A 13,434-nucleotide genomic window follows, 5' to 3' on the forward strand; every position below is an offset into this window, starting at 1 on the left:
TCGCGCTCTATAAATCCACAATCTGGGCACAACGAATTGCCTGGTTGCTTGGCTTATCTACACTATTGGTGTTCGTTGTTCTGATACTAGTGGCACTTAGTGGAACGCCGTTTGAATGGCGAACGGTCGGTGCAATGACCATACGCAGTGCATTCTGGTTAACTGTAGCTTTCGCGCTTTCCAAAACCGCATAAGCCAGCCAATGGGTGCCTCACCCGCGCCCAAATAACTTGGCAAGACAGGCACTTTTGATTGGGATCAAGGGCCGAAACGAGCTGTTTCGACATAGTTGGTGCGTTTTTCGAACCGATTTGCAGGAGGATCGGAATGACTGTGCTGATTGCCTACGGTACCCTAGAAGGCCAAACGGCTAAGATTGCGCATTTATCAACGATGTGGTCAGAGAAACTAGCTACGAAACGAAGCTGATCAACGCCAGCGGTCACCCCCGCTGTCTGTCTCAGTGGCAGCTTGAATAGCACCTTGGTCGACAGGCAGAATTGGATCGCCGCATTCGAAAAGACCGGCTGTGACAAGGCCGACCTTCGTGCGCCGCGAGCCAGGTCATGTCCTTGTCCAGCCAGACAAGAAGTGAGCCGCGCTCCTTAAGCGCAGCATTGTAGTCGGACCAATTCGTGACGCGTTAACGGGCGGAAGATGGCTTACTCATCCACACCGTTTAACCTTATGGATTCGCGTTGTGAATCCCTCGCTGCGAGAGATATGCAACAACGCCCATGTTCGTGAGAACATAGCGGTCTAACTATCAGAAGGTAATTTAAGATGAGATTGATACTCGCGATTTTGCTTCCGTTTGTGGTGTTCTTCACGATCCAACGCCCTTTTCAGGGCTTTTTCTGCCTGCTCTGCGTATTCCCAGTGAATTGCCGCGTGAATCCCAATAAAGCTGCCGCCCAATCTTGTTGACAACGTGCATCCAGACCGATGTCCTCCAATCGACGTACCACAGGCTACTTGGCAGGAAGGCCACACGGCAGACCATCGCCGCGCTTGCATCAACAAGACCTACAAACGGCGGCAATGCACTTGAAGCAGACCCTTAGTCCAAGATGCAGTGTTGTGGAGCTTTGGACAGTGGCTATACGGACAAAGCTGCCATCGGGAAATAAAACCAAAATGGCAGCATTTTCTTATATGGCGGTCAATGCCCCCCAGTTTGTCCACTCATACGCAACAACATTAACCGAACGTGAACAATGTATTCTCAGAGTGTTCAACCGTTATCGTTCATACTTCCTTACTCAGGGCCGATCAATGCGTGCCCGGATGCACTGAAGGGGAACAGCATGATCAATACTGCCAATGAGGGTGCGCCTAGCATTCCTACAGCAATGCAATCCTCGCGCACCGTCTCAGGCGGTGAATTGTCAAGCATCACAAATTCGAGCAACGGTCGCTTCCCTCCTATCGAAAATGCACTGTCTGAACTATTCAACAATGAGCGGCTAAAAGAGGCGAAACGAGGCGTCTGATCTCTCAACAGAACGTCTGCGTATATCCCAAGTCACGTGGTGTTGTCTGGGATGTAGTGAAACCCGCTCCGGATCGGAGCGGGTTTTTTTATTTGTGATGTTGTTATGCCTGCTGGCTCGGGTCTATTTGACCTGGTGATTGATTGGACAATCAGCAATCAGCTTTCAAGACCAAGCAGAGTTTTTACGGCAGCCTCGACCTCATCCGTCACAGGCTTGTTGGCGGCAGCCTCCAACGCTTCACGCTCGGTCTGCGGTTGATTTTCTACAGCCTCAGTCAGCGCATCGACTTCTGCCACCGTTTCGTTGTAGTCGACCGCAGCCTGCCGTTCGGCGCCTAGGTCTTCGGCCGTATCGAGGGCTCCCTGAAGTTCGTCATTGGCGTCCTTAAGCTCTGCTTCAATATCAGGATCTGTGCCCCCGGCATCGGCAAGAGCGTCCTCAAGCTCGTTCACGCGATCCTGTTTGTCCTGAACATCTGACAGAGCCGCATCAAGGTCCTCTTCGATCTCAGAGACCGGGCGGTCCGGCGGGGTCATGCCATCCAGCAATGCCTGTGTTTCCGCAAGCTCCTCGCGCAATTCATCTCCGGCCAGAACTGCGTCACGAAATGCGGCGATGCGGCCCACACGGGAATTAGGAGAGGCGTTCTTGAGAGCATTCTCATTAGCGTTGGCGGCGTTCAGTGCGCCTAGTTCAGATGGGTGCACGCCCAGCAGATCCGCCATCTTGTACCCTTTCGGTTTCGGGGCGGGGCGAATTGCTTTGGTCACCTGATCCACTGGTTGACTTTTGCGTACGGTCTTTACGGCTGTAGTTTTGGCTTTGGTCTTTTTACCCCCAAACAGGTCTTTCAAGGAAAACTTGTTTTTTCCCGATGACTTTGACTTACCAGCGTTGGAAGATTTCCGGTTAGATTTTCCGGCCGCTTTATCACTATCGCTAATGGACGCACCAGATCCGCCATTACCGTTTCCACCACCATTGCCGTTTCCACCGCCATTGCCATTGCCGTTACCGCCGCCGTTTCCGTTACCGCCGCCGTTGCCCCCTTTGGCATAAGCAGCATCAGGAAACGCGACAGCTCCGACAATCGCGGTCGAGCCCAACAGGGCGATGGCAATAGCAGAGGCTTTTAGCAGGCTGATCGATTTGGTGTTCATAATGGTCCTCGTTTATCAGGTGCGATTCTCGTCTGTCACGGTAATCAGCGGCGAGCAGACGCAAAAACTGGGTGCCGAAAACAGAATCCGACACCCCTGATCTAAACCCATCATCGTTGAACCCACGCGTAACTGGCTGTTCACCGTAGGTTCACATAGAAATCGGTAGATTGAGCCGGCGTTTTCGCAGTAATGAGTGACAAGGATGAAAAAGCTTATTGCCATTGCCTGTCTACTTGCCTTTCTCCACCCCGGAGAGGGACAGGCCGCTGCACGTGAGTTGACGCAATCCGAGTTGCGCAAGGCGACAACCTCAGGCAGTGCCATTCGTTTGAAAAAAGTAATCAAAGGCGTTGAAAAGGCTTTTGGTGGAACGCCAGTTGACGCGCGCGCCTTTCAGGCTGACAGGCTATATTACCGTATTCTCGTCAAGAAACCGGATGGTATAATCGTCAGTGTCATCGTCAACGCTCAGACGGGTGTTGTTGTCTCCAACCGATCCGTTGTTGGCCGCCAGATTTCTGAAGCTGCCCGCGCTGCGCCGGGTAAATCCGGCAAGGGCGCTTCGCAGGGAAAATCTGCAAACAAAGGCAACAGAGGCGGTAACTCCGGTGGCAATGGTGGTGGTAATTCCGGTGGTAACGGTGGCGGTAATTCCGGTGGTAACGGTGGCGGTAATTCCGGTGGCAACGGCGGCGGTAACTCCGGTGGTAATGGCGGAGGTAACGGCGGGGGCAAAAAGTAATGGTTATACTTCCATTTGCTCGCCTATAGTCCCTAAGTATGAGAGTATTGCTGGCAGAAGACGAACCGCACCTCTGCGAACAGATCAAAAAACTCCTGAACGCAGAAGGCCGCGTTGTGGATGTCGCCAATAGTGGGCTCGACGCCCTGCATCTGGGTGCGACCGAACCATATGACATGATCATCCTTGACCTCGGCCTTCCGGAGCGCGATGGCATTTCGATTCTGCGCGAATGGCGCAACGAGGGTGTCAAAACACCGGTGCTGATCCTGACTGCCCGCGATGGCTGGAGCGAAAGGGTCGACGGCCTGGATGCGGGCGCAGATGACTATATGACCAAACCGTTCCACATGCCCGAACTGGCCGCGCGTGTTCGCGCCATCCTGCGACGGCAAAGTGGACAGCTGAATCCCGTGATTGAAATGGGAAACGTCATTCTGGATACCCGTAACGGCCGGGTGACAGCCGATGGCGTGCCGGTAGACCTGACTGCTCAAGAAATCGCGGTGCTGACTTATCTGGCGCATAATTCTGGTCGGATGATTTCACGATCAGAACTTTCAGAGCATATCTATGAATACGATGGAGACCGGGATTCGAACACTATCGCCGTATTTGTTACCCGTCTGCGCAAGAAGCTTGGCACTGACCTGATCACAACGGTTCGGGGTCGTGGATATATGATCGATTCGGCCTGATGTTATCGCTGCGACAACGGGCATTGCTGGGGGGAATTGCATCTGGGGCAGTGTCTGTGGGCGTAGGCACACTGGCGGTTTTCTCATACATTGATGCACGGGTGTCCAACCGGTTCGACTCTGCGCTGCTGGATCGTCACACACAGCTGGTTGTCGGGCTGAATGTCACAACCGAAAACCCGGAGGCACTACGAGATCTGATATTTGACCCGGCTTATGGCACCCCATATTCCGGACGATACTGGCAGGTCAGAAGCGCCGACGGTGTGGTCTTCACCTCTCGCTCGCTGTTTGATGAGGTCATCGCGGAACCCCCCGGTATTCCTGACATCCCCACACTCTGGGACACAAGCGGTCCGGAGAATGAAGTGCTGCGCAGCGCTTTTCAGAAGATCACTTATGAAGATGGCACGGTATGGGGCGTCAGCGTCGCCGAAAGTCAGGCTCAGCTCGTGGCCGAGCGGCGCGCGGCGCAGAAAAGCCTGCTGCCGGTGTTTGGCCTAGTTGGCCTGATCGGTTTAGCCGGCTCGTTGTTTCTGATTTCAGTTGTTCTGGGACCATTGCGAAAGCTGCGTACGGATGTGGCCCATCGCTGGGATCAGGACGAAGACCTTAGGCCAACAGATTACCCCGAAGAGGTTTCGCCATTGGTCGAAGACCTGAACCTGCTGCTGCGTCGGAACCGCGAGATCGTCTCGGGTTCGCGCCGCCAGGCCGCAGATCTGGCACACGCATTGAAAACTCCTACAGCCATATTGCGCAATGAACTTGTGACATTGTCCGACGCCGGAGCGGTGACAGATACCGCACAAGAGGCGCTGGACAGGATCGATGCTCAACTTGGTCGATCTCTGGCCAGGCTGCGGGCTTTGAACGCTGCTGACCTGACCCATTCGCGGACCGATCTGTCTAACTCCATCGAGCGCCTGGCGCGGCTGTTCTCGGCCATGGCGGACCGCGAAGGCAAATCGCTGCAGATCGATGGCGATCCGGGTCTTTGGGTGCGCATGGATACGCAGGACATCGAAGAGATTTTGGGCAACCTTCTGGACAATGCGGTCAAATGGTGTCGAAGCGCGGTACGGCTGACCGCGAAACGTAAGCAGAAATGTATCGAAATCAGTATCGAGGATGACGGTCCCGGAATTCCAGAAGACGCCCACCGCGAAGCCTTGCGATCTGGCGGACGATTGGACACCTCGGTCGTTGGTAGCGGGCTTGGGCTGGCGATCGCGGTCGACTTACTGAAAGCCTACGATGCCAGACTAGATCTGGACCGTTCTGAATCGCTGGGTGGGTTGGTGTGTCGGATTGTGGTCCCGACCTGAAGTCGCCCGGAATCTGATCTGCAAAGTGTCGTTTGAACAATTCGCAACTTTAACTACCAATGGGCCCGAACCTGTCGTCTGACGATCTCAGTAGGTCATCGGGTTGGTTCAGACCGCACAAAGTCGGCCTAATGGACAAATCAGGCGTTCGGCTAGGTTCACTTTTGCAGAAAATGATGGCGCATTTTTTTCGCGTTGGATCGGGCGATCAAAAGTTACAGCCAAAATACTTCTGTGAAGGTAAACCGATAGGAAGAACTGCCGAAGACAATGTATTCAGTCAAAAAGCCAAATTGCTTAAGTGAGGGACTCTGTGACTTCTGAGAACGCCTTAATTTACCTGTCTGACGACGACCTCGGGGGTTTAGGCATCCAACCTTCGGAAGTTGCCGATGCCATCGAGGCTGCTTTAATAGCCAAGGCAGACGGAAGGCTTCACACTTCTCCCAAGACAGTCATCTTGCCCGGCGATGGGCGCTACGCAATGTCTACTTTGGCTATGGGAGATGATGGATTCATCGTGACCAAGCAGGTTACAGTGTGTCCGGAAAATCCGGCGAGGGGTCTTCCCGCGATAAACGGTGCCATCATGGTTATGGATGCGCAAACCGGACTGCTTCGCGCGGTCTTGGGAGCGAATTGGATTACGGCAATCAGAACTGCGGCTCTGTCAGTGGTGGCAGCGCGTCGGCTTGCTGACCCTCATGCCGAGACAGTGGCTTTTGTGGGCGCGGGCGTGCAGGCTCACTCCCATCTAGCTGCGTTTTCAGAACAGTTTCCCTTGAAACGAATCTGCGTGTTCGGGCGTGGTAAAGAGAATGCCGACAAGCTTTGTCGTTATGCTAGGGGCATGGGTCTCGAAGCTGAAACATGCGCCAATGCCAAGGACGCTTTGAGTGATGCCGATCTGATAGTGACATCGATAACGTTGGACTACTCCATTGAACCCTTCTTGGATGCCCGATGGCTGAAGCCGACTGCCTTCGCCACCATAACTGATGCGTGCATCCCGTGGGTGCCGGCGCATATGACTGCTTTTAAAACGGTAATTGTCGACGACCGTTTGCAGGAGCTGGAAAGCGACAAGCCGATGTTGCCATACGAGCAAATTGCTGCCGACTTGACGGAATTGGTCGCTGGCAAAGTCGATGTCCGAGCACGCAATAAACCGGCGGCTTTTGCTTTCAGAGGGATTTCATTGGGGGATTATGCTGCTTCGGTCCTCGCAGTTCGCCGGTTCACCGAAAAACCCGTGGAGTGAGGCCAAAGACATGAACAACCACTTTGTAATTAGATACCGGAATGGTCGCTTTGGGCGCAGATATGCCATTCTCTGCGATCAGTTCAATTAGTTGGTCGCAGCCCAAAGCGGGCATTTGCTACTGAGCTTTGCAAATTCAACTGCGCGGGACGGGAGTTACTATTGGTGCTGAAGGTTTGAACGCGCGCTCCGAGCGCTTCGCCACGGCAAGAATGTAAGAAAGAAATTGACCGTGAAAAGCAAGGCGGCTGAAACAGCACTCTTTAAGGAAGCAGGCGCCACCGCACACTTTCGGGCAAAACAGGTTTAACCCAAGGTGTTGCCGGTGATGAAGGTGTACGAACTTTCGACCAGATCGATGACGACATCCAGCTCTTCTGGTGTGGTCGGTGTGTATATCATGACAAAGCCGCTCCATCCGGGGCGTTGATCGGCCCAAGGGTGAGCTACGGCCCAGCCAGCCTCAATAGCTTTTCGCGCCAATGCTGAGTCGAGCGAAGCGTGCAAACTGCCGTCAGGATGCAAATGCGCAAACTCAAACCCACCGACGATAGAGCTCGGTCGAGACAACAACATGTCGGGATCAAGCTGAAAGCCAATCGCGCCAGGTAGTGATATGCGTGTGGGGCCAAGTGTGACCCCTGGGAATTGCGCAACTCGCTCCAGCAATAGCCGGGCCAAATCGGCATCAATTTCGACACCGATCTGAGTATGCGGTACGCCGCTTGTCGTTTCGGGACGGGGCGAGGTGCGATCCGGCAAGGAGCGCTCTTGCGCGGACGCCATTGAGCACATCAATACCACTACCGTCACAGCAACCGCCAATGTTCTCAGGTGCACATTCATCGTGTTGACCATCTGCCAATCAAAAAGATTGAGTGTTGAGCGCAGTATCGGCGCCCTTGCACACATCATTCAGCCTTTAACGCTTCGATATTGATCAAGAGCTCTATTTCGTCGCTCACTGCTGGCGCAAATGCCCCAAGTCCGAATTCAGACCGCACGATAGTCGCCGTGGCAGCCAGCCCCAAGGTTGGCGTGCCCTCTTTTGGGCCAAACGGGTATGGCGCTGACTTGTTAAGCGTTGTTTCCAGAACAACAGGTTTGGTGACGCCATTCATGGTCAGGTCGCCAGAAATATTCGCGGTGTTGTCCCCGGTCACTTCAATGCTGGTTGAGGCGAATGTGACCACGTCACCGTCACTCGCGCTAAAAAAGTCATCGGACATGAAGTGTTGCAAACGGGCATCCCAGCCCGTGATCATGGATTTTACAGGCATAGACACTGTGACAGATGAGGCCGACGGATCATCTTCGTTGAACTCTATCTCACCGCTAAAACCTGAGAACATTCCAAATGTTTCTGAGAACCCGATGTGGGCGTAGCTAAACAATACCTGGCTGTGTCCAGGATCCAGCTCGTAAGTGCCACTCTCGGACAATGCGGTTGTCGCGCCCATCGATAAGATTACCGCCAGCGGGGTTGCTGCCACTTTAAACATTGATACGCTCCCATTTTGACAAGACGTGTTTGCGAAATTGAATTTTGGGATTTAGTTTTTAGCTTGCCATACTTTTAGGACAAAATGTTCTACTATGCAACAAAATGTTCTATAGGAGGGGTGATTGAAAGAAGATCCTAGGCTGATCGCCACACGACTGACCGCGCTTGATGCTGCGCAAGAGATACTAATGGATGAGGGCGTGCTGCATGTAACTCATGGCTCAGTATCGAAGGCAACGGGCATTTCGCGCAGCACACTTTACAGACACTGGCCAGATGCGCGTAGTCTGCGTGATGCAGCGTTCAGGCGCATCGCAACACCGCAGAACATACCGCCCAAAACCGATGGCCCGCTACGATCTGACCTGCGCTGGCTACTCGGTGTACTGATGGGAGCCTTGAATGACACGCCATGGGGCCAAATCGCGCCTCAGGTGGTCGCTGCTGCGTCCAACGATGCAGAAGCGAGGTTGGTGATCACTGAATTTATGAAAGACAGGTTCGCAAGTGTTGAAGCAGTATTTGCAGCCGCAATAGGCCGCGGTGAGATCACCGCCGACATCCCGGTTGACCAACTCATAGAACTAGCAGTCGCTGCACCTTATTTCCGCAAACTCATACGTCACGAGGCACTGGACGAGGATTGGTTGGATCAACATGTTGATCTGCTTTGCAATATAGCGAAAACCAATACGGGACATTGAACATCGCCTGAATTTGCAGACAAAGCGACCAAGAAGCCTAACGATTTCCAAGATCGCGGTGGGGCCACGTTCGCTGCGTGACATCAGCACGTCGCATGGTCAAAACGAACTGCTACTCACAACGTTGATGTCTGTACTCTGATTTGTCGCTGCTGCTCTTTCCTATTGCAACATGAACACCTTGGGTTCAGTGTTGCCATTGTCTGCAGCAAGCACGATAGGCCGCAAGCAGCCCAAAGCGAACCTTCAAGACAGGAATTTGCAGTTTCGTTGATGCGAACCTACGCGCCGTTCGCTACTCTCGCATAAAAAGCATTCACAGTCTCGGTTAGCGGCCATTCAACAACGCTTGCCATGAGTTGACTTTTGGTGCGAAGGAAGCTTTCGCTTGGATCTATGTTAGGCTCAGGATGCATTGATTTTCGCTGCGCTGCGTGATTCACAGCTCCAAATATGGAGCGATGACATGAGCGACCTTTATTGGCTGACAGACGAGCAGATGGCCAAGCTTTCCCCTTTCTTCCCGAAGTCGCACGGCAGGCAACGGGTCGATGATAGAAGGGTGCTGAGCGGGATTATCTTCATCAATCGGAATGGGTGCGTTGGCGAGGTGCCCCCAGGGAATACGGACCTCACAAGACGCTCTACAGCCGGTGGAAGCGTTGGAGCGAGAAGGGCATCTTCGCACGGATGATGGCTGGTCTGGCCGCCGAGCACGGTGAAAGGAAGATGGTCATGATCGACGCCACATATCTAAAAGCCCATCGCACGGCGTCCAGCTTGGGCGTCAAAAAGGGGGGCGTGGCCGCCTGATTGGCAGAATCAAAGGCGGCATGAATACCAAGCTGCAAGCTATCTGTGATAGCCAAGGTCGCCCGCTCAACCTGTTCGTTACCGCCGGGCAGGTCAGCGATTACATCGGTGCTCGGGCTCTGCTCAGCAGCATACTAAACGTGGATTGGCTGCTCGGGGATCGCGGCTATGACGCCGACTGGTTCCGTGAAGCGTTAAAAGACAAAAGGATACGCGCCTGCATCCCAGGCCGTAAGCAACGCAAGACACCGGTCAAATACGATAAGCGCAAATACAAACGCCGCAACCGGATCGAGATCATGTTCGGCAGGCTCAAGGATTGGAGGCGCGTGGCGACACGCTACGACCGTTGTCCCAAGGTCTTCCTCTTAGCCTTCGCACTCGAGGCAACCGTTATGTACTGGTTATGAATCTTGACCCTAAGTAGAATTGGTCAAGTTGAGAACTCTGTCGGTTTCAGCGCCAAGCCTTGTTGCAACAAACGTCATTGAGCCGCCTGGCGCTCTTTTTCCGGCCAGAATTCATCTACCACGACATATGCGATGATTACAAAGAAGGCGGCGCTGGCAACTTGTAAAACTCGAGTGATGCTCTTGACGTCAGCCTCGTCTGAAAACGGTGCAACCGACCCGCCGTATACAATCAGAGCCGTTGTAATAGCAGAGCCGGCAGCGGCGGCGAGTGGGGCTTGAGATTTACCGAGTGCTCCGAGTGTCAGGCAAAAGAAAAAACACAGCAGAATGGGCGTTAGAATAACCGGAGCTATTACGTTTATCTCATAGCAAATGATGGATACTGCCGCCCCAAGAAGGTTTGCCGTCAGCATTGCTTTTGCAACTGTTTTGCCTGCAGCGGGCATTGCCGCAAGTTGCTGGCTCAGCAGGGCGACAAAAAACAAAACAAGTAGTGCAGATGCGCCGGAAACAAAAAACGCCAAGGCAAACGGCACTGTTACAAGCGACATCCTGACTATACGGCGATGTGGGTCGAAGTTCAGCGACGATGCGGCCTTCTTCTGGGCCGCTGTTTGAGGTTCGGCGGGGATCAGCGCGAACATCAGTGTCGATACGAAGCCTGCGAACAGCAGGTTCAACGGTATCCAATACACGAGCACCAAAGCCAGGTCCTGTGATTGCAGAACCAGGTTCGGGATCATCAATGCTCCCATGAGAGCTATGACACCGGGTAATACTCCGGCGCCGGAAACTGACCACATGAAAGACAGGATTATTCCAATCGCCACCAGCATCAGAAATACAAGCGGATATGGTGAGAAGATTGACGACACCAGAAACGAAATGAACATCAACCCAATAGAGAAGACAAAGAGCTTCGCAAATGCTGTCAAAGGCAATGCGGCAGGTGCTTGCAGAAAAAGGGCGGCGAACACCGCCCCAACGACGGCAAGCGGCCACCCAAGAAATAGGCCCAATGAAAAGACGCCGGTAACACCCAGCGCAAGCCGGGTGACAGAGCGTTGGTCCTCAGTACGCATAGGACAGAATTGAAACCACGCGGATGTAGGTGCGACCTACGAGGTTCAGCAACGAGTTGTCGCTTAGGTACATGATCACATCGGCTTGCCCATTCAGTTGAAAGCGAAGGTCATCTTCGGCGCTTCCAGCTTCATAGCCAGGTAAAACGATCCTGACTGGGAATCTCTCAGGCTCGCGCAAAAAACCTTTAGTGCTTGGAGGGCTCGCCAATTGCCCGGGCACATCACCGCCACTTAGGGAAACAGCCGCACTAAAGCTCTCAATGACGCCGGGAATAACCTGACCTGGATGCATGTCCAACACGACATCAACCGGAGACCCTATCGAGGCTCTTCCTAGGTTGTTCTCGGAAAAATACGCCTCAATCCAGACGTCAGTTGCGTCCAGAAACGTCAACAGATCCTGGCCGGATCGCGCATATGTTCCGGGGGCTATCAGCAAATTAGAGATGACACCTGTCGCCGGAGCACGCAGTTCAGTCCATTCAAGGTTCAGTTCCGCATCAGCCAAGGCCGCCAACGCGCGCTGGATTTTCGGGTTTTCAATCCCGTCGTCACCAAGTCTCTGTTTTGCTTTTTCCAGATCTGCTTTTGCGTTCTCATAGTTTGCCTCGGACTCCCCCAGTTGCCCTCGCGCATCATCGGCCTTTGAGACGGCAATCAACCCTTTCTTTTCGAGCGCAAATACGCGTTCTGTTTGAATGCGCATCGTATCCAGATCGCTCTGCGCCCTTGCTAGTTTGGCCTGTGCGGCTCTTACCTCTGCCGAAGATGCGCCCACTTCTTGAGTGGCTGCTTCAAGGTCAGCTTCCGCTTTGTCGCGCTGAATCTCATAGGGTCGCGAGTCGATCCGGACAAGGACATCTCCGGCCGATACAATCTGACCATTTTCGACCAATACTTCAGTCACGGTGCCAGTCACCTGCGGGACGATCTGGGTCGCCACGGCTTTTACTCTTGCGTTCCCGGTAAATGGCGTTTTCCGATCAGCGATCAGGTACCAGACAAGAAAAATCAGAATGACAGCCAGGGTTGTCCATATCGTCTTCCTCATTTCGCCGCACTTTCTGCAGCGCCCTCAGCTTCGGGCGAGGTATCAATCCAAACCTTGAACAGCTCATAGAAGACAGCGAAGAGAACCGGTCCCATAAAGACGCCGATCAAACCGTACGCCATCATACCTCCGAGAACACCGATGAGGATGACCAACATAGGAGTCTCGAGGCCTTTTGAGATGAACACGGGTCTTAGGAAACTGTCCATTATAGTGACGGGAACAGCCAGTATGGTGAAGATCAAAGCGGTTCCGCCGGACATGGAACTCCATGCGTAGATAATTACCGGTATAAGAACCAATCCGGGCCCGATTTGGATAATCGAGAGTATCAGGCAGATGAATGCCAACGTGGCGGCCGAAGAAATCCCAAACAAAGCCAACAGTATCCAAACGCAGACCGCTTGAATGGCAGCTACGCCAATCACGCCTTTTGTAACGTTCCGAATTGTTGCGCCTGCCAGTGTTACGAATTCTCCACCGCGCGGAGCGAAAACACGGTTGGCAAAGCGCTGAAGACCCTGGACCATATTTGGCCCGGGGCTGAACAACGCCCCCATAATCAATACGGACAGAGCTAAGCCAAGAAGCCCGATGCCGATGCCCAACACCTTTCCAAACAGCGACTTGGTGATCTCAAGGATTTGCGCGCCATATTTCGTAAGCGCGCCGTCAAGATTGCGCTCAAACATCCCCCAGACATCGGAAATTTTGTCTCCAACCAATGGTAATTCCTTGAGGCCCTCGGGCGCAGGGGGGACTTTCAGCTCACCCTTGTCAGCTTGTTCCGCGAATTCAGCCCCTAGTTCTGCAGCACCAGACACCGCAGTTGCGACTGGCCCGAGGGTCAGAACAAGGCCCAGCAAAACCAAGATCGTCGTGGCAAGCTTTTTCCGACCTCCCAGCTTGGACTGCAGCCAATCAAATGCCGGGTAAAGCGCCACACAGAGGATAGTTGCCCAGATAACCACGCTTGCAAGCGGGGCCACCATGACCAGAGCGCTGTAGAGGAAAAGTCCGAGAAAGAGCAATCGTATCGCTAGATCGACAATCTTTGCGTCCTGTGTCTTTTCCATTCCATCCCTCCATATATTTTTTTGAATGTTATACTCAAAAAACATAATATGTATATTTTTTTGAGTTTTAGTGATCATCTATCAGCTTGAAGGCGCAAAT

General features: G+C 53.3%; 11 protein-coding genes and 2 pseudogenes. 6 read left to right on the forward strand and 7 right to left on the reverse strand.

From position 1 onward, the window contains the following. Positions 1–431: 431 nt before the first annotated feature. Together AC2FLE_RS17370 and AC2FLE_RS17375 are read right to left on the reverse strand one after the other, a co-directional pair. Positions 432–670 (reverse strand): annotated as a pseudogene (locus tag AC2FLE_RS17370) (transposase); the annotation flags it as partial. Between the two features lie 981 nt (positions 671–1,651). Beyond that, positions 1,652–2,656 carry a hypothetical protein gene (locus AC2FLE_RS17375; protein WP_496698590.1) on the reverse strand — a complete coding sequence of 335 codons (1,005 nt, stop codon included), beginning with the start codon at positions 2,654–2,656 and terminating at the stop codon, positions 1,652–1,654. Positions 2,657–2,861: 205 nt separating this feature from the next. Here AC2FLE_RS17375 and AC2FLE_RS17380 point away from each other — a divergent pair, with 205 nt between their 5' ends. From AC2FLE_RS17380 to AC2FLE_RS17395, 4 genes are all read left to right on the forward strand, one after another. Continuing rightward, positions 2,862–3,401, forward strand: coding sequence for a PepSY domain-containing protein (locus AC2FLE_RS17380; protein WP_496698592.1), 540 nt, complete (start codon positions 2,862–2,864; stop codon positions 3,399–3,401). A gap of 38 nt (positions 3,402–3,439) precedes the next feature. Continuing rightward, a complete protein-coding gene (locus tag AC2FLE_RS17385) occupies positions 3,440–4,099 on the forward strand; it encodes a response regulator transcription factor (RefSeq protein WP_142636050.1) in 660 nt (219 codons plus the stop codon). Positions 4,100–4,155: 56 nt separating this feature from the next. Beyond that, positions 4,156–5,427: a sensor histidine kinase gene (locus AC2FLE_RS17390; RefSeq protein ID WP_496698594.1), complete on the forward strand. Its 1,272-nt coding sequence runs from the start codon at positions 4,156–4,158 to the stop codon at positions 5,425–5,427. Between the two features lie 313 nt (positions 5,428–5,740). After that, a complete protein-coding gene (locus tag AC2FLE_RS17395; RefSeq protein WP_496698596.1) occupies positions 5,741–6,688 on the forward strand; it encodes an ornithine cyclodeaminase family protein in 948 nt (315 codons plus the stop codon). Positions 6,689–6,994: 306 nt separating this feature from the next. Here the strand turns inward: AC2FLE_RS17395 and AC2FLE_RS17400 are convergent, their stop codons facing one another. Next, entirely contained in the window at positions 6,995–7,546 is a 552-nt protein-coding gene (locus AC2FLE_RS17400; protein ID WP_496698598.1) for a luciferase domain-containing protein, read from the reverse strand. A gap of 53 nt (positions 7,547–7,599) precedes the next feature. Further along, positions 7,600–8,190, reverse strand: a complete 591-nt coding sequence (locus AC2FLE_RS17405; RefSeq protein WP_496698600.1) for a YceI family protein — start codon at positions 8,188–8,190, stop codon at positions 7,600–7,602. Between the two features lie 124 nt (positions 8,191–8,314). Here AC2FLE_RS17405 and AC2FLE_RS17410 point away from each other — a divergent pair, with 124 nt between their 5' ends. Together AC2FLE_RS17410 and AC2FLE_RS17415 are read left to right on the forward strand one after the other, a co-directional pair. Then, positions 8,315–8,896, forward strand: coding sequence for a TetR-like C-terminal domain-containing protein (locus tag AC2FLE_RS17410; protein ID WP_496698601.1), 582 nt, complete (start codon positions 8,315–8,317; stop codon positions 8,894–8,896). 466 nt (positions 8,897–9,362) lie between these two features. Then, positions 9,363–10,119, forward strand: a pseudogene (locus AC2FLE_RS17415) (IS5 family transposase). Between the two features lie 74 nt (positions 10,120–10,193). Here the strand turns inward: AC2FLE_RS17415 and AC2FLE_RS17420 are convergent. The 3 genes from AC2FLE_RS17420 to AC2FLE_RS17430 are packed head-to-tail and all read right to left on the reverse strand — an operon-like array spanning position 10,194 to position 13,412. Next, on the reverse strand, positions 10,194–11,204 hold the full coding sequence (locus AC2FLE_RS17420; RefSeq protein ID WP_496698602.1) for a DUF2955 domain-containing protein: 1,011 nt from the start codon (positions 11,202–11,204) through the stop codon (positions 10,194–10,196). Continuing rightward, the gene (locus AC2FLE_RS17425) at positions 11,194–12,258 is read right to left on the reverse strand and encodes an HlyD family secretion protein (RefSeq protein WP_496698604.1); all 1,065 of its coding nucleotides are present in this window, start codon (positions 12,256–12,258) and stop codon (positions 11,194–11,196) included. The genes AC2FLE_RS17420 and AC2FLE_RS17425 overlap by 11 nt, the downstream gene beginning before the upstream one ends. Then, a complete protein-coding gene (locus tag AC2FLE_RS17430) occupies positions 12,255–13,412 on the reverse strand; it encodes an AI-2E family transporter (protein WP_496698605.1) in 1,158 nt (385 codons plus the stop codon). Before AC2FLE_RS17430 ends, AC2FLE_RS17425 begins: the two co-directional genes overlap by 4 nt. Between the last annotated feature and the right edge of the window lie 22 nt (positions 13,413–13,434).

It is taken from the genome of Ruegeria sp. CDSA077, assembly GCF_059612265.1.